The 17,086-nt window shown below is 67.9% G+C and carries 14 protein-coding genes; 5 read left to right on the forward strand and 9 right to left on the reverse strand.

Going from position 1 to position 17,086, the window contains the following annotated elements; all coding sequences use genetic code 11:
* Window positions 1-28: 28 nt before the first annotated feature.
* Both VMT40_RS30455 and VMT40_RS30460 read right to left on the reverse strand, forming a co-directional pair.
* Complete coding sequence (locus tag VMT40_RS30455; protein ID WP_326362515.1) at window positions 29-2,401, reverse strand: beta-glucosidase; 2,373 nt, start codon at window positions 2,399-2,401, stop codon at window positions 29-31.
* The gene (locus VMT40_RS30460) at window positions 2,398-3,240 is read right to left on the reverse strand and encodes an alpha/beta fold hydrolase (protein ID WP_326362517.1); all 843 of its coding nucleotides are present in this window, start codon (window positions 3,238-3,240) and stop codon (window positions 2,398-2,400) included. The genes VMT40_RS30455 and VMT40_RS30460 overlap by 4 nt, the downstream gene beginning before the upstream one ends.
* A 149-nt stretch (window positions 3,241-3,389) precedes the next feature.
* Between VMT40_RS30460 and VMT40_RS30465 the strand changes: the two genes are divergently transcribed.
* The gene (locus VMT40_RS30465; protein WP_326362519.1) at window positions 3,390-3,989 is read left to right on the forward strand and encodes a TetR/AcrR family transcriptional regulator; all 600 of its coding nucleotides are present in this window, start codon (window positions 3,390-3,392) and stop codon (window positions 3,987-3,989) included.
* Window positions 3,990-4,004: 15 nt separating this feature from the next.
* Here the strand turns inward: VMT40_RS30465 and VMT40_RS30470 are convergent, their stop codons facing one another.
* Entirely contained in the window at window positions 4,005-4,457 is a 453-nt protein-coding gene (locus VMT40_RS30470; protein WP_326362520.1) for a winged helix-turn-helix transcriptional regulator, read from the reverse strand.
* A gap of 86 nt (window positions 4,458-4,543) precedes the next feature.
* Between VMT40_RS30470 and VMT40_RS30475 the strand changes: the two genes are divergently transcribed.
* Together VMT40_RS30475 and VMT40_RS30480 are read left to right on the forward strand one after the other, a co-directional pair.
* Window positions 4,544-5,761 (forward strand): MFS transporter, encoded by a 1,218-nt coding sequence (locus VMT40_RS30475; RefSeq protein WP_326362521.1) that lies wholly within the window; start codon window positions 4,544-4,546, stop codon window positions 5,759-5,761.
* Window positions 5,762-5,810: 49 nt separating this feature from the next.
* Window positions 5,811-7,562, forward strand: coding sequence for a protein kinase domain-containing protein (locus VMT40_RS30480; protein WP_326362806.1), 1,752 nt, complete (start codon window positions 5,811-5,813; stop codon window positions 7,560-7,562).
* A gap of 69 nt (window positions 7,563-7,631) precedes the next feature.
* Here the strand turns inward: VMT40_RS30480 and VMT40_RS30485 are convergent, their stop codons facing one another.
* From VMT40_RS30485 to VMT40_RS30495, 3 genes are read right to left on the reverse strand one after another with little or no spacing between them, the layout of a single operon-like run.
* A complete protein-coding gene (locus VMT40_RS30485) occupies window positions 7,632-9,596 on the reverse strand; it encodes an acetoacetate--CoA ligase (RefSeq protein ID WP_326362523.1) in 1,965 nt (654 codons plus the stop codon).
* On the reverse strand, window positions 9,593-10,363 hold the full coding sequence (locus VMT40_RS30490) for a 3-hydroxybutyrate dehydrogenase (protein WP_326362525.1): 771 nt from the start codon (window positions 10,361-10,363) through the stop codon (window positions 9,593-9,595). The genes VMT40_RS30485 and VMT40_RS30490 overlap by 4 nt, the downstream gene beginning before the upstream one ends.
* Window positions 10,360-11,766 carry an MFS transporter gene (locus VMT40_RS30495; protein WP_326362527.1) on the reverse strand — a complete coding sequence of 469 codons (1,407 nt, stop codon included), beginning with the start codon at window positions 11,764-11,766 and terminating at the stop codon, window positions 10,360-10,362. The genes VMT40_RS30490 and VMT40_RS30495 overlap by 4 nt, the downstream gene beginning before the upstream one ends.
* Before the next feature lie 139 nt (window positions 11,767-11,905).
* Here VMT40_RS30495 and VMT40_RS30500 point away from each other — a divergent pair, with 139 nt between their 5' ends.
* The gene (locus VMT40_RS30500; RefSeq protein WP_326362529.1) at window positions 11,906-12,853 is read left to right on the forward strand and encodes a LysR family transcriptional regulator; all 948 of its coding nucleotides are present in this window, start codon (window positions 11,906-11,908) and stop codon (window positions 12,851-12,853) included.
* A 49-nt stretch (window positions 12,854-12,902) separates the two neighbouring features.
* Here the strand turns inward: VMT40_RS30500 and VMT40_RS30505 are convergent, their stop codons facing one another.
* Window positions 12,903-13,940, reverse strand: a complete 1,038-nt coding sequence (locus VMT40_RS30505) for an asparagine synthase-related protein (protein WP_326362531.1) — start codon at window positions 13,938-13,940, stop codon at window positions 12,903-12,905.
* 328 nt (window positions 13,941-14,268) lie between these two features.
* Between VMT40_RS30505 and VMT40_RS30510 the strand changes: the two genes are divergently transcribed.
* Window positions 14,269-14,580 (forward strand): hypothetical protein, encoded by a 312-nt coding sequence (locus tag VMT40_RS30510; protein WP_326362533.1) that lies wholly within the window; start codon window positions 14,269-14,271, stop codon window positions 14,578-14,580.
* Between the two features lie 76 nt (window positions 14,581-14,656).
* Here VMT40_RS30510 and VMT40_RS30515 read toward each other — a convergent pair whose 3' ends face one another.
* Both VMT40_RS30515 and VMT40_RS30520 read right to left on the reverse strand, forming a co-directional pair.
* Complete coding sequence (locus tag VMT40_RS30515) at window positions 14,657-16,249, reverse strand: sensor histidine kinase (protein WP_326362534.1); 1,593 nt, start codon at window positions 16,247-16,249, stop codon at window positions 14,657-14,659.
* Entirely contained in the window at window positions 16,227-16,976 is a 750-nt protein-coding gene (locus tag VMT40_RS30520) for a response regulator transcription factor (RefSeq protein WP_326362535.1), read from the reverse strand. Before VMT40_RS30520 ends, VMT40_RS30515 begins: the two co-directional genes overlap by 23 nt.
* Window positions 16,977-17,086: the final 110 nt, after the last annotated feature.

The following is a 17,086-nucleotide window of genomic DNA, read 5'->3' on the forward strand; positions in this document are numbered from 1 at the left end:
GACCGGAATCCGTTGCTGTCGAGGTGAATCAGCCGATGTCGGCGGTGAGGGGAAGGTCGGTCACCGAGGCGCCGACGTGCAGGGTGAAGGAGCCGGGTTCGATGGCCCAGCCCTTGTCGGTCCAGTGTTCGAAGGAGCGCTTCGGCAATTCGATGGTGGCGGTGACGGATTCACCCGCGCCCGCCTCGACCACGGCGAAGCCGGACAGCCAGCGCACCGGGCGGTCGACCGTGCTGTTCTCGCGCGAGAGGTAGGCCTGGACCACCTGGCGGCCGGGCCGGTCGCCGGTATTGCGGACGGTGACGGTGGCGGTGCGGCCGGAGACCTTCAGGTCCGAAAGCTCCCAGGTGGTGTAGCCGAGGCCGTGGCCGAAGGGGTAGGCCGGGGCCACACCGGATTTCAGCCAGGCTCGGTAGCCGATGTGGATGCCCTCGGGGTAGGGCAGGGCATTGTCGGGGCCGGGCTTGGTGTTCAGGACCGGGACGTCGGCCATGGTCTTGGGCCAGGTGGTGGGCAGTCGGCCGCCGGGTTCGGTCGCGCCGGTGAGGACGTCGGCCAGCGCCGCGCCGAACTCTTGACCGGGGAACCAGGTGAGCAGTACCGCGGCGACATCGTCGCGCCACGGCATCTCCACGGGCGCACCGGAATTCACCACCACGATGGTGCGCGGGTTCACCGCGGCGACCGCGGCCACCAGTTCGTCCTGGCGGCCCGGCAGGGCGAGGGTGGTGCGGTCGAAGCCCTCGGATTCGATCTGCTCGGTGGTGCCGACCACCACGATCGCCACCTCGGACTCGCGCGCCAATTCGACGGCGGCCGCGAACTCTTCGTCGGCGGGGCGGCGGGGACGGCCGATGGCGTAGGTGATGCCCATGGCGGGGAATCCGCCGCCGGGCACCATGCGCACGAGGACATCGACCTCGTCACCTGCCGCGAGGGTGCGGGTCACGAAGCGCTGCGGGGGATTCAGCAGCATCTCGACGGGGTCGGTGCCCTCGGGCAGCACTGTCTCTTCGAGGACCTGCGCACCGTCGAGGGACAGGGTCAGGGTGCCGACACCGGCGAAGCCGATGCGCCACTCCCCCGCCACATCGGCGCGCAGGCGGCCCCGCAGTTCGATGGCCTTGGCCCGCAGGGCATTCGGATTGCCGAACAGCATGAGGCTGCCCGCGGTGCGGTGCTCGGTGTCCAGGACGGTGTCGCCGTCGAGGTAGCGCAGCGACAGGCCCGCCGTGCCGGTCTCCGGATCGGTGACCAACTCGAGCGGGACCGGGATCATGGCGTCGCTCAGGTGCACGCCCGGGGTGTAGACCACCGGCAACACCTCGGACAGGCCCTGCAACGGCGAGGTCGTGTGCGCCGGGATCACCGTCGCGCTGCCGCCACCCATGAAACGCGGTTCGGCCGCGGCGGATCCGAGCAGGGCGACCCGCTGGGGCTTGTCCAGGGGCAGCACGCCGTCATTGGCGGCGAGCACCATGGCTTTGGCGGCGGCCGCGCGGACCACGCGCTGCGCGGCCTCGTCGGTGAAGGCCGGGACCGGTCGGGGCGTGCCGTTCAACGCGCCGACGCGGATCGCGAATCGCAGGATGCGCCGGACCTTGTCGTCGATGGCCGACTCGGGCACCTCGCCCGAGCGGACGGCCGCCTCCAGGGGCGCGCCCCACAGCTCCCACGGGCCGGGCATGGCCAGGTCATTGCCCTTGGCCGCGCCCAGGGTGGAGCGCACGGCGGTCCAGTCGGAGACGACGACGCCGTCGAAGCCCCACTCGCCCTTCAATGGCTCGTCGAGCAGGTCGTTCTCGGTCATGGTGACGCCATTGACGGAGTTGTAGGCCGCCATGATCATCCACGCGCCCGCCTCGACGGACCGCTCGAACGGGTACAGGTACAGCTCGCGCAGGGTGCGCTCGTCGGCGATGACATCGGCGGTGAAGCGCTCGGTCTCTTGATCATTGGCCACGTAGTGCTTCGGGCACGCGCTCACGCCGTGGGCCTGCACCGAGCGCACATAGGCGTCGGCGATCTCGGCGGTGAGCAGCGGGTCCTCGGAGAAGCATTCGAAATGCCGTCCGCCCAAAGGGGATCGATGCAGGTTGATGGTAGGGCCGAGCACCGCGTACACGTCCTTGCGGCGGGCCTCGGCCGCGATGAGCGCGCCGATCTCGGTGAGCAGGTCGCGGTCCCAGGTGGCGGCCAGGGCGGTGCCCGAGGGCAGGCTGACCGACGGGTCGCGCTCGTCCCACTGCTCGCCGCGCACGCCGGAAGGGCCGTCGGAGACCGGCATTTCGGCCAGGGCGATGCCGTCCTCGCCCGCGAAGCGGAAGAAGTTCGCGCCGGAGATGAGGCGGATCTTGGCCGGGAGGTCGAGCTTGGCGAGCAGATCGTCGATGTCGGTCACGGCAGTTCCTTCCAGAAGTTCACGAGCGCGGCGGAGAGCTGTTCGGGGACATCCTCGTTCGGGACATGACCGGAACCGGGGAAGACGACGGTCTTGGCATTGAGCTGTTTGGCGAACCGCTCGTGCACCTCGGGCGCCCAGAGATCATTGGTGTCGCCGTACGCGACCAGCAGTGGCACGCCCGAATCCCGCAGCGCCGCCGGATCTTTGAGCGGCGGCTCGGTCATGCAGTTCAGAATGCCGAGGATATTGGCCTTCTTGGTCTGGAGAATGCGTTTGTGCAGGAATTCCATGCGCTCGGGCGGCAGCGTCTGGCCCGCATCGAACATCGCCGCGCTCATCTGCTGCCAGATAAGTTCCTGCCCACCGGCTTCCACCATCTGCGCGACCAGCTGCGGTGGCGGGAAGTTGATGTCCTCGACCGAGGACGGGCCGGACGCGAGCAGGGTGAAGGAGCGGAAACGCTTGGGGCGCTCGGTGACCGCGACGCGCGAGACGTAGCCGCCGAAGGAATGCCCGACCAGGTGAATCGGCTCGTCCGGGGAGATCTGATCCACCACGCCCTGCAGATCGCCGACGAAATCGGCCATGGTGTAGCCCGACACGTCGTCCGGCCCCTCGGACTGCCACTGCCCGCGCTGGTCGTAGGCGAGCGCGCGATACCCGGCGGCGGCCAGCGGCGGCAGCACGCCCTCGAAGTCCTCCTTGGAGCCGGTGAAGCCCGGCACCAGCAGCACGGTGCCGCGCGGCGGTGCGTCAGCGGGTGGTTCGATCTGCCATCCGGCCAGCTGACCGGCGGCTCCGCGCAGCGTGATCGGCGCTATCGGGGCCTGACTCATCGGCAATCCTTCCCTCGTACTGCCCTGTACGGCTGGCACGAGTGTGCCAGCGGAACCCCAGTTTACCGAGTGGTCGTTAGGTACTGTTATCTATTCGTTATCATTGCTGGATTTTGCCTGATCAACCGCCTTGACTATGGTCCCATCACATGACGCCTCACCCTCGACGCCGCCAGCGGGGTGACGACCGCCGCGAGCAGATCATCGACGAGGCGCTGAAGGCCTTCGCCGACAATGGCTATCGCAGCACCTCCATCGCCGAGATCGCCGAACGCTGCGGGCTGTCGCAACCCGGACTGCTGCACTACTTCCCCAACAAGGCCGCGCTGCTGTCGGCGGTGCTCGACTATCGCGACCGGCTCGACTACGACCGATTGGGCTTCGAGCAGGAGTTGCGCGGCAAGGACGCGCTGCTGCGGTTGGCGCAGCTGGTCGATCACAATATGCATGTGCCCGGACTGGTCCGGCTTTTCACCGTGCTGACCAGCGAGGCCGTGACCGCCGATCATCCCGCGCACGAGTGGGCGCTGAAGCGCTATCGCAATCTCGAGATCTATCTGACGGCGGCGCTGCGGGCAGGCATGGCCGACGGCAGTATTCGCGCGGATATCGATCCCGCGATCGTCGCCCGGCAGGTGTGGGCGATGATGGATGGACTGCAACTGCAATGGCTCGTCGACCCCGAGCACGTGGATATGGCGACGCTGTTCCGGGCCTACATCGACGAACTGATTGCCTACATCTCGTAGCGGTATTCCGCTGCGTCAGTCGACCTTTCGCACCTTCGTCGTGGCAGCGGTGAGCCGCTCACCCTTTGGGCTCTCGGGCCGCAGTTCCGCCACCGGACGACCGTCGAGATCCAGCAGCGCGGATCGGGATTCATTGGCGGCGAAGGCATGTCGCTCCCCCCACTGCCGCAGCGCCACGATGGCGGTGAAGAGATCCGCACCGGCCGAGGTCAATTCGTAGCTGTGCCGCTTGCCGCCGGGTGCGGTGCTGGTGGTGAGAATGCCGTGCTCGACCAGCTTGCGCAGGCGGTCGGCCAGGATATTGCGCGCGATCCCGAGGCGCTGCTGAAACTCGGTGAAGGTGGCCGCGCCGTCCATGGCGTCGCGCACGATCAGCAGACTCCAGCGATCACCGACCAGGTCGACCGCGCGGGCGACCGGGCAGGTCGGATCGGTCCAGGCACGGCCCGCGCCGAGCGTCGCGGTCATCACCCCTCCTCGCCATCGGTTGCAATTCGAAACCGATCATACCTAAGCTCGCAATGGTTTCGTTTTGCTACCAATTGGGAGGCGTGGTGACGACAGGAATCTCGAGAGCGCAGCGAATCACCCTGGCACTGGTGTGCGCGGTGGCCGTCTCGACCATCTACGCGATTCAGCCGGTACTCGAAAAGGCGGGCGGGGACCTGGGATTGGCCGCGGGGTCACTGGGATGGCTGGTCGCGGCGGGGCAGATCGGGTACTTCACCGGGCTGGTGTTGCTGGTCCCGCTCGGTGATGTGGTGAACCGGCGTCGGCTCATCGGTGCGCAACTCACGCTCACCGGACTCGGCGCGGCGGTGGTGGCGGTCGCGCCCAACGCCGTGGTCGCGGTGATCGGACTCGCGACCGCGGGCGTGTTCGCGGTGGTGGTGCAGGTGACCGTCGCCTACGCGGCCGCCGTCTCAGCACCCGAGGAGCGTGGGCGCACCATCGGGGCCGTCACCTCGGGAGTGGTGCTCGGCATTCTCGGCGTCCGCATTCTCGCGGGCGCGCTCGGCGACACCATCGGCTGGCGCGCGGTCTACGCACTGCTCGCCCTGCTGTGCCTGCTACTCGCCGTGACCGCCCGCGCCACCTTGGTACCGGACCCGAGAACCGCTGGCGCGCAGTACTTTCGAGTGCTCGGATCGATGGTCCACCTGGTTCGCACCGATCGCCTGTTCCTGAGCCGGGGCCTGATCACGTTCTTCCTCTTCGCCGCCTTCGGAACCCTGTGGAGCGGCCTGGCCCTCCCGCTCGGTGCGGCCCCCTGGCATTTCGGCAGCACGGCCATCGGACTGTTCGGCTTCGCGGGACTCGCCGGAGCCCTGGGTGCGTCCCGCGCCGGACGCTGGGCCGATTCCGGTCGCGCCCAGGCAATCTCGGGTTGGTCCCTGGCGCTGCTGACCGTGTCCTGGTTGCTCATCGCCCAATCCGAGCCGACCCTCTGGTTCCTCATCGCGGGGATCGTCCTGCTCGACTTCGCGGTGCAGGCCGTCCACGTCAGCAGCCAGCACCTCCTGACCACCGCACACCCATCCCACGCCAGCACCGTCATCGGCGCGTACATGTCCTTCTACTCACTGGGTTCGGCACTGGGCGCACTCACCACCGCCTGGGCCTACAGCACTCACGGATGGTGGGCGTCCTGCGTCATCGGCGCCCTGTACTCACTGTGCGCGCTGACGATCTGGGGACTGGCGCGACGGAACACGCAGGTGGCCCAGTCCCAACGGCCGACCGATCACCGGGTCGTTTCGGAGTTGGGCTGAACAGCGATATTCACTCCGAACGCATCGAGGGGAGGTGGCGGTGGCCGCGATGCTCAGGCCGGGGGAATACTTCGCCGGATACCAGATTCTGCGGAAACTGGGGGCCGGGGGGATGGGTGCCGTGTATCAGGCGCGGGACCGGGATCTGCCGCGATTCGTGGCCTTGAAGCTGTTGAGCATACCCGATGGCGGGGAGTTCGATCATCGGGTGCGGTTTCGGCGGGAGGCCGATACCGTTGCGCGGCTGCAGCATCCGAATATCGTGACCGTGTACGCGCGGGGCGAGGACGACGATCGACTGTGGATCGCGATGACCTTCGTCGACGGCAGCGACGTTGCGCGGGCGCTGCGCCAGGGAGCGATGCATCCGGTGCGGGCGGTGCGGATCATCTCCGAAACGGCGGCGGCACTGGATCACGCGCACGAGACGGGGATCCTGCATCGGGATGTGAAACCGGCGAATATCCTGCTCGCCGAGGGTCGGCCGGAACGCGCGCTGCTCACCGACTTCGGGATCGCCAAGGCGATGGACGAGAGTCAGCAGTTGACGCGGTGCGGGGAGATTCTGGCCAGCTTCCAGTACGCGGCACCCGAGCGAGTGACGCGGCCGGGCGAGGTGGATCGGCGCGCCGACGTGTACTCACTGGGCTGCACGCTGTTTCACATGCTGACCGGCGAGCCTCCGTATCCGGGTCAGAATGTCAGCCGAATCATCCATGGGCACGCCTATGAACCGGTGCCCGTGCCGTCGCACCGAAATCCCACGCTGCCACGGGGTTTCGACAATGTCATCGCGCGCGCCATGGCCAAGGAGCCCGAACGGCGGTTCGACAACTGCGCGCAGCTGGCGTGGACCGCGGCGGAAGCGCTGCAGCGCACGGCGACCACCGCCCGGCGGAATACGACGACCACCGCGCGGCGGACCACCCAGCCGCAGCCGCAGCCCCCGACCGTCACCGCGCCGCCGACTCCGGAACCGAGACAAGCACCCACCATGCTCGCGCCGACCGTGCGGCCCGAGGCAACCGGGCATCGCGACATCGGCATCGGCCATCGCGACAGCGACACCGGGCGTCGCGACAGCAGCACCGACCTCGGCGCTGCCTCGGCCGTTTCCGTCAAGGGCGGCAGGACAATCCGGTTCGTCATCGGTCTGGCTTTGGTCGTGTCCCTGGCGTTGGTCGCGTACCTCCTGGCCCGAGCCGACGACGGTCACCCCAATACCTCCCCGCCGACCACGAGTGTCGTTCCGATCACCACGACGACAGTGCCGGTGACCACCCCGACGACACCGCCACCGACCACATCCGAACCACCGACCACCACGACGCCCTACACGACGACCAAGACCACCGAGCAGCCGCCGAAAACGGTTGCGGTGCCCGATGTGGTCGGCAGTCCGATCGCCACCGCGAAGGCCCAGCTCGAAAAGGACGGCTTCACCGTCAAGCAGGTCCAGCGTGACGACAAACGCACGAAAGGCACAGTGATAGAAACCGATCCGGCCGCCGGAACCCAACACGCGGTCGGTTCGACCATCACGGTCTACGTCTCCAACGGCCCGGCCCCCACCACCATCACCGTCCCGAATCTCGTCGGCCTCTCCTCCGGAACGGCCAGCACAACCCTGCAGGGACTCGGCTGGCACGGAACCCTGCAGCAGCTCTACGCGAAGGTGACCGACCCGGCCAAAGTCGGCAAGGTCGTCGAACAAACCCCGCCCGCGGGCACCACCTCCGCCCTGGATTCGATCGTCACCGTCACCATCGGCCAACTCACCTCCACCACCCCCACCAGCTGAGCCCCACGAGCATGCAATCGAGCAGGCGCCTTCTCGACGTTTGGCTGCGCGATTGCATGCTCGTGGATTTCAGCGGGGACGCTGGGTGAGGTACCAGTCCAGGAGGGAGGGGTCGTCTATGGCGGTGGGGTCGACTACCTGGGCGGGGGGCGCGCCTTGGAGTAGGCGCTTGAGGGGGACCTCGAGCTTCTTGCCGGTGCGGGTGTGGGGGATGCCGGGAGCCTCGAGGATGATGTCGGGGACGTGGCGGGGGGAGAGTTCGGTGCGGATTGCGGTGCGGATGCGGTGGCGCAGGTCGTCGGTGAGGGTTAGGCCGGGGGTGAGGACTACGAAGAGGGGCATCCAGTATTCGGCGTTGGGTTGTTCGATGCCGAGGACGAGGGCTTCGGCGATTTCCGGGAGCGCTTCCACGGTTTGGTAGATGTCGGCGCTGCCCATGCGGATTCCATTGCGGTTCAGGGTGGAATCGGAGCGACCGTGGATGGTGATGCCGCCGTGGGGGGTGCGGGTGATCCAGTCGCCGTGGCGCCAGACGCCGGGGTACATGTCGAAGTAGGCGTCGCGGTAGCGGGAGCCGTCCGGATCGTTCCAGAAGGCCACCGGCATGGAGGGCATCGGCTTGGTGATCACCAGTTCGCCGACGGTGCCGTACACGGGGTGGCCGGAGGAATCCCATGCCTCCAGTGCCACACCGAGATACGGCGCGGAGAGCTCACCGGGCCGGACGGCGACGGTGCGGACGCCGCCCATGAAGGCCGAGACGACGTCGGTGCCGCCGCTGATGGAGGAGACGGGAATGTCACCGACATTGTCGCGCAACCAGATCGACGAGCTCGCCGGGAAGGCCGAGCCGGTGATGCCGACCTGACGCAGGCGGGACAGATCGTGGGCGAGCGCCGGACGCGCGCCCGCCTTCTCGCAGGCCAGCACGTAGCCGGGACTGGTGCCGAGGACCGTGGTGCCGGTGCGGGCGGCCAAGGCCCACAGCGCATCCGGGGTCGCGTGGGCCGGACTGCCGTCGTAGCAGACGATGGTCGCGCCCGCGAGCAGGCCGGAGACCTGATAGTTCCACATCATCCAGCTGGGGCTGGTGTACCAGAAGAAGGTGTCCTCGGGTCCGATATCGGATTGCAGGGCAATCGCTTTCAGATGTTCGAGCAGGACGCCGCCGTGGCCGTGGACGATGCCCTTCGGCTTACCCGTGGTGCCGGACGAGTAGAGCACCCACAGCGGGTGTTCGAACTCGACCGGCACCGGGGCGAGGAGGGGTGGCTCCTCGGCAAAGAGGTCCTCGGTGGCGTCGTTCCAGTCGAGGACATCGGGCAGGGTGCGGCCCAGCCGCGAGACCAGCACGGTGGCTCGCAGGGACGGCAAACCTGCTCGTAGGGCGGCGATTTCGTCGAGCTTGTCGTGGGCCTTGCCGCCGTAGCGGTAGCCGTCGGCGGTCACCAGCACCGTCGGTTCGAGCTGGCCGAGGCGGTCGAGCGCGGCGGAGGCGGTGTAGTCCTGGCCGCACGCGCTCCAGAGCGCGCCGATGCTCGCGGTGGCGAGGAAGGCGATCACGGCCTCGGGAATGTTCGGCAGATAGCCGACCACTCGATCGCCGGGGCCGACACCGAGCTCACGCAGCGATCGGGCCAGAACCGCTGTGCGGGAGTGCAGTTCAAGCCAGGAGATGTCCCGCCGCGGCGTGTCTTCGCTCAGTCCGATAATGGCGGGACGGTCGGTGCGGGTGTGCCGGAACACCTGGTCGACGTAGTTGACGCGGGTGCCCGGGAACCAGCGCGCGCCCGGCATCTCGCTGGAGGCGAGTACCTCGGCGGGTGTGTCCCCCAGGTCGAAGTACTCCCACACCGCCCACCAGAAGCGGTCGATATCGTCGATCGACCACTGCCACATACGCATGTAGTCATCGGTGCGAATCCCGAAGCGCCGCTGCACGAATCGGGCGAAGTCGGTGATTCGGGCCGCCTCGATATCGGCCTCGCCGGGCACCCACTGCGGCGCGCCCGCCACCTCGGCCAGCTCGATCATCGGGCACTCCATCCGCCGTCCATGGTGTACGAGGCACCGGTCACCATGCGCGCCGCGTCGGTGGCCAGCCAGCCCACCAGGGAGGCCACCTCGTCGGGTTCGACGAGTCGTTTGATCGCGTTGTCGGTCAGCATGATTCGCTCCACCACCTCTTGCTCCGGAATGCCGTGCGCGAAGGCCTGATCGGCGATCTGCTTGTCCACCAGCGGAGTTCGCACATAGCCGGGATTCACGCAGTTGCTGGTCACCCCGAACGGCCCGCCCTCGAGGGCCGTCACCTTGGACAGCCCCTCCAGCGCGTGCTTGGCGGTGACGTAGGCCGCCTTGAACGCCGAGGCCCGAAGTCCGTGCACCGACGAGAGATTGATGATCCGGCCGAACCCCTGCTTGTACATGTGCGGCAGGGCGGCGCGGGTGAGCAGGAAGGGCGCCTCCACCATGAGCGCCAGCATGAAGCGGAACCGTTCGGGCGCGAACTCGGTGATCGGGCTGACCGTCTGCACCCCGGCGTTGTTCACCAGAATGTCGGTCTCGAGCCGGAGGTCCTCCAACGCCGTCACCTCCGACAGATCCACCTGCCAGGTCCGGCCGCCGAATTCGGCGGCCACCTTCTCCGCGCCCTCACCGTCGATATCGGCGACGGTCACCTCCGCCCCGCGGGCGGCGAGCTCGCGGGCGCACGCCGCCCCGATACCGCTCGCGCCGCCCGTCACCAGCGCCGTCCGCCCGGCCAGCTCGCCGAGCAGGGGTCCGGTCGTCCCCGTCATGCCACCGTCACCTTCGAATCGTCCTGCGTGGAGTGGTTCTTCGAATCATGCTGTGTTGCCGTGCTTTTCGCGTCGGCGGCGTCGATCGCCTCCAGGTCGACGCCCTTGGTCTCGCGGGCGAACAGGACCGCGATCGCGGTGATGGCCGCCGCGCCCGCCAGATACCAGGCGATCGGCACCGAGGACTTGTAGTCCTCCAACAGTCGCACCGCGATGATCGGCGCGAGCGAGCCCGCCACCAGCGAGGTCACCTGATAGCCCAGGGACACACCGGAATACCGCATGCGGGTGGGGAACATCTCCGCCATGATCGCGGGCTGCGCGGAGTACATGAGGCCGTGGAAGATCAGGCCGATCACGATGGCCGACAGGATCACCATATTGTTCTTGCTGTCCATCATCGGGAAGGCGAAGAAACCCCAGGTGCCCGCCAGCACCGCGCCCACCAGGTAGACGGGCTTGCGGCCGAAGCGATCCGAGAGCCGACCGACCTGCGGGATCACCAGGAAGTGCACCGCGTGCGCGACCAGCAGCCACCACAGGATCACCTTGGTGTTCGCGCCGACGTGCACCTTGAGATAGGTGATCGAGAAGGTGACCACCAGGTAATACATGATGTTCTCGCCGAAACGCAGGCCCATGGCGGTGAAGACGCCGCGCGGGTACCGCTTGAGCACCTCGAGGGCGCTGATCGAGGCCGCCTTCTCCTGTTCCGCGAGCTGTTGCGCGGCAACGAAAATCGGGGCATCGGCGATCTTGGTGCGCACGTAGTAGCCGATGAGCACGACGACGGCCGAGAGCCAGAAGGCGACTCGCCAACCCCACGACAGGAACGCCGAATTCGAGAGCCAGGAGGTCAGCGCGAGCAGCACGACCGTCGCGAGCATATTGCCGATCGGGACCGCCGCCTGCGGCCAGGACGCCCAGAAGGCGCGGCTGCGGCTCGGACTGTGTTCCGCCACCAGGAGAACCGCGCCACCCCACTCACCGCCGATGGCGAAGCCCTGGATGAAGCGCAGCACCACCAGCAGCACCGGGGCCAGATAGCCGACCTGGTGATAGGTGGGCAGGCAGCCCATCAGGAAGGTGGCCGCGCCGACCAGGACCAGGCTCAGCTGCAGCAGCTTCTTGCGGCCGTGCTTATCGCCGTAGTGGCCGAAGACGATGCCGCCCAACGGTCGTGCCGCGAAGCCGACCGCGTAGGTGACGAACGCCGCCAGGATGGCGTCCAGGTCATTGCCGCCCTGGGCGAAGAACACCTTGCTGAACACCAGCGTGGCGGCGGTGCCGTAGAGGAAGAATTCGTACCACTCGACCACGGTCCCGGCCATGGACGCGGCGACCACGCGCCGTAATCCGGCCAGACCGCCGCCCGCTTCCGGTGCGTTTTCCCGGACGCTCATCGCGCAACTCCTTCACGCTCGGGCCGCCTCACCCTCATCTGTGATGCGGCCCACAAACTTCGATGCCAAGGAGTATTCGTGCACATTGAGGGGTCAAGCAATGACCAGTTCCGCAGCCACAATCTGCAAGAATGCAGAAATGAGCGTGACCTCTGCCACAAGCCGTCCGAGCCCCGACGACCTGCTGGTGCTGCTGTCCGTGGGGCGGACCGGGCGCTACGTGTCGGCGGCGGAGGAGTTGGGGATCAACCACACGACGATCTCGCGGCGGATCGCGGCATTGGAGCAGGCGCTCGGCGGGCGGGTGCTGATTCGCGGCGCGGGCGGATGGGAGCTCACCGATCTGGGCCGGGAGGCGTTGACCGCCGCCGAGGCCATCGAATCCGCGGTGCGCTCGCTGACCTCGGACACCCCGACACTCGAAGGCGTGGTACGCATGTCGGCCACCGACGGCTTCAGCGCCTATGTCGCGGCACCGGCCATCGCCGACGTCCAGCGCCGCCACCCCAAACTCGCCGTCGAGATCGTCACCGCCACGCGCCTGGCCTCCCTGCAACGCTCCGGCTTCGATATCGAAGTGGTGGTGGGCAAACCGCAGCTGCGCCGCGCCCGCGCCATCCCGCTGGGCGACTACACCCTCGCCCTGTACGCCTCCCACGGCTACCTCGCCGACCACCCCGCCCCGACCTCGGTCGACGACCTGGCCCGCCACCCGCTGGTCTACTTCATCGACTCCATGCTCCAGGTCGACGACTTGGACCTGGCTCCCACTTTCGCGCCGATGATGCGCGAATCCATCTCCTCCACCAATGTTTTCGTCCATGTGGAGGCCACCCGGGCCGCCGCGGGCCTGGGCCTGCTCCCCTGCTTCATGGCCGACCAACACGCCGACCTGGTCCGCGTTCTCCCGGAAATCTCCGTCCGCCTGACCTATTGGCTCGTCGCCCGCGCGGAAACCCTCCGCCGCCCCGAGGTGGCCGCCATCGTCGAGGCCCTCCGTACCCAGGTCGACACCCACCGCGACATGCTCATGGGCTCGCCCGGCGCGGGAACGCCGCCCGCCACAATCGAACTCATCCAGCCCTGACGACGGCTTGATGGCTGTGGCGTGGGGACGACGCCGGGTGCGGCACGGCTCAGTGGGTGTGGGCTTTCGTGGTGTCGGCGAGGCGGGCGAGGAAGAGGCGGGTGGCGACCGCTTCGAAAGGTTCGGTCAAAGGGTCGGTGTAGGTTTGCGCGCCGGGGAGGCTGGCGGCGGTTCTGCGGGCGGCGGCGGAGAGTGCGCCCATGATGCCTGCTGAGTGTTGGATCGCGGATTTCTTGGCCCAGGCCAGGGATCGGGCTGGCGCGGGTAGTAGTTGTTCGCAGGCGATGCGGAGGCAGAGCTTGTCTACGGGATGACCGTCGTGGGTGCCGAAAAGTGCCGGGGGCGCGAAGGTTTCGGACAGTTCCCAGAAGCGGACGGTTTGGAAGACGTGGATGATTCGGTCGGCGTGATCGCCGAGAATGCGGGGGTAGAAATCCGGCACGAGGCGGGTTCGGGTCAATTCGAGTGCGGATTCCTTGCGCACGGCGTAATCGAGTTCTACTGCGGCCGCGGGTGAATCGATCGGGCTCGCAAGGGTTTTGCCGCCCGCGAAGAGCGCATCCGCCCCGCGTCCGGTCAGGATCGGGTCCATCGTGCCGAGACGCTCGAGCAGGGGCAGCATCGCGAGCATGGGGATGGCGTACGAAACCTCCCACAGCTCAGCGACTTCCAGGCGACGCACCGATTCCTCGGCCAACTCGACAACGGCGGGCCCGTCGAGCTCGATGATCTCGTGTGTGAGACCGAGCGCGGTCGCCGCGGCCGCCGCGTTCACACGATCGGTGCCATCCGCGGTCACCACGGTAATCGCACACGGGCGATACCCCATCTCGACGGCAACCGCGGCCACGAAGATCGAATCCACCCCACCGGAAAGCATCAGCAACGGATCTCCCGGCATCGCCTCGAACACCGCCCGCAACCGGTCCCGGGTCTCCTCGATGATCAAAGGGGCAAGGCGAACGGGATCGGTCTGCCTGCGAGCACCCGGGTCGGGCGTGGCAACGTCGCGCAGGTCGGCGACGAACTGCATGGGCTCATCACTCTGAGCGGCGAAAACTTTTGGATAGTCGGCCTGTTCTCCCACTCGGCCCACATTAATGGGGTCAACCGGATACTCGGTTCGGCCGAGCGGGGACTGGCGCAGTCGAGTGGAACCTGGCGCGGTCGAACGAAACCTGGCGCAGACAAGTGGGCCTTGGCGCAGTCGCGGCTTGGCTAATTCGGGGCCTGGCTGAGTCGGGGCCTGGCTCAGTCGTGGACCACTGTGATCGGTGGGTTTGATCCTGCCGCGCGGGGCTTTCCGATTCCCAGCTGGGACATAGGTGGGACCCATGCCCCGCTGAGGCCGCGCCTCTTTGATGGGTGGCCGGGCGGCCGAGTGGTCGCTCTTCCTTCCGAGAAAGGTTTGAGCGTTGAATTCCTCGTCTACGACCCCTTCCCGCCTGCGCCGTCTGACCGCCCGAATCGCCGTGGCCGGTGCCCTGGCCGCCGTCCCCCTCGCGGCGCTGGCAATCCCCGCCTCCGCCGCGACCGCCGCGACGGCCGACAATGCCGTCCCGGTGGTCAGCCAAATCGCCGACCCGGACTGGAACCACGACCACGACGGCGACCGTGACCACCGCGACCACCGCGACCACGACGGTGACCGCGACCACGGTCCGGACCAGCCGCAGCTGCCTCAGCTGCCGCAGCCCCTGCCGCTTCCCCCGACCGGCTCCGCATAGTTCGAGCCACGGTCGTTCGCGTCTGCGGGCCACCGATCGATTCCCCGTTCGGTCGGCGGCCCGCTCCGCACCCAGCTCAGTGGGTGGCGGGTAGATGGACGGTGAATTCGGTTCGGCCTGGGCTGCTTTCGACGCTGATGTCGCCGCCGTGGGCCTTGACCACGGCGGCGACGATGGCCAGCCCCAAGCCGGTGCTGCCCGCGCGGCGGGAGCGCGAGGAGTCGCCGCGGGCGAAGCGCTCGAAGACCTCCGGTTGGAGGTCGGCGGGGATTCCGGGGCCATTGTCGGTGACGTGCCAGCACGCGCCGCCGCGGCCGTCGTCGGTCAGGGCGGTGGTGACGGTGGTGCCGGGGCCGGTGTGGGTGCGGGCATTGGCGAGCAGGTTGGCCAGGACCTGGTGCAGGCGGGCCGAATCGCCGGTGATCACGATCGGTTCGGGCGGCAATTCCAGCTTCCAGCTCAGGCCGGGGCCCGCGACGTGGGCGTCGGCGACGGCGTCCACGGTGAGCTGGGTCAGATCCACCGGGGACTGTTCGAGTCCGCGCCCGGCGTCCAGGCGGGCCAGCAGCAGCATGTCCTCGACCAGCGTGGTCATGCGCCGGGACTCCGAATCGACGCGGCTCAGGGCGTGCGCGACCACCTCGGGGGACGTATCGCGTTCGCGCTGAGCGAGTTCCGCATAGCCGCGAATGGCCGACAAGGGAGTGCGCAGTTCATGACTCGCGTCGGCCAGAAAACGCCGGACCCGAGTCTCGCTCTCGTGCCGGGCGGAGAGCGCGCCCGCGATGTGATCGAGCATGCGGTTGATGGCCGCGCCGAGTTGACCGACCTCCGTGCGCTGGTCGGCGTCGGCGGCCGGAACCCGTACGGGCAGAGTCACTTCGCCGCGATCCAGGCGCAGATCGGCGACCCGGGCAGCGGTGGCCGCCACCCGGTCCAGGGGTGCGAGTGCGCTGCGGATCAGCCAGATGCCGACGGTGATCGCAATGGCCAGCACGCTCGCGGTGACGATGAGCAGGATCAGGAAGACCCGCATCAGAATGGCGTCGACCGACGCGAGCGGCAATCCGGTGATGACGGTCTGCCCCGACCAGGTGGTCGCGGCTTCCACTCGATAGTGGCCCTCTCCCGGAATATCCAGGGACACAGGATGTCCCGTGGCGACAGAGGCAAGCTGCTCGCGGGCGGCCGCCGAGAGCACCGATTGCGTGCCGTCGCCGCGCACCCGCGCCGCGCTCACCGACTTGTCGGTGCCGACCAGCGCGCCGACCGTATCCGGTTGAATATTGCGGCGATTCAGGAAATCCGGTCCGGGGCCGTAGTCCGGTTCGGACGGTGGCGGCGGGCCGGGCTGACTGTGCTGATCCAGCGGCCGCGGACCCAGACTCGGCCCGCCGCCCGAATCGACGAGGGCGCGCTTGGCCGTCTCGGCCAGGCTGACATCCACCTGATGCACCAGAAACTGTTGCAGCGCAAGCTCGGTCGTGATCCCGATGCCGACCACCACGACCACCAACAGCACGACCTGACCGACCAGCAACCGAGCCCGCAGCGACCAGCGGCGGCGGGCGGACGTCGACTCGACGGACTCCCTCTCGGGCGCGTCCGATGCGACAGCCGGATCGGCCACCGGCGTCGACTCCATCTCAGTCAGCGGGTTTGAGTGCATAGCCCGCACCTCGCAGTGTGTGAATCATCGGCTTGCGGCCGCTGTCGATCTTCTTACGCAGATACGACACATACAGTTCGACAATGTTCGACCGCCCCCCGAAGTCGTAGCCCCACACCCGATCCAGAATCAGCCCCTTGCTCAACACCCGTCGCGGATTGTGCACGAACAGCCGCAGCAGCTCGAATTCCGTTGAGGTCAAGACGATTTCGACGCCACCGCGAGTCACCTCGTGGCTGTCCTCGTCGAGCGTGAGGTCCCCGACCACGAACCGCGAGCCGGTCTCCTCGGCGGCCACCCCCGACCGTCGGAGCAATGCCCGCAGCCGCAACACCACTTCCTCGATGCTGAACGGCTTGGTGACATAGTCGTCCCCACCCGCCGTCAGCCCCGCGATCCGATCCTCCACCGCGTCCTTGGCCGTCAACAGCAGCACCGGCAGTTCCGGCCACACCCGTCGCATCCGCTCGAGCACCTCGAGCCCGGTCATATCCGGCAGCATCAGGTCGAGTACCACGACATCGGGCCGCACCTCCCGAGCCTTGGCCAGCGCGGCCCGCCCGTCCCCCGCCGTCTCCACCGTCCAGCCCTCATATCGCAACGCCAACGCCACCAACTCGGCCAGCGCGGGCTCGTCGTCCACGACCAGCACCGCAGGCGGCCCCCCGTCCGCCCGCCGCATCGCCACCCGCTCGATGGGCGCATTTCCCGAGGTCACCACAGACATTCGTCTAGATTCGGGGACCTCACTGGGTGCTGGCTGTATCGAACCTATGTGTCCGCTGTGAGCCGTGTGTGCGGCGATATCTACCCGGTCGGCAGCCCGGCCTAGGCGTC

The sequence above is a fragment of the Nocardia sp. CDC160 genome, assembly GCF_035818795.1.
Lineage (GTDB): Bacteria > Actinomycetota > Actinomycetes > Mycobacteriales > Mycobacteriaceae > Nocardia.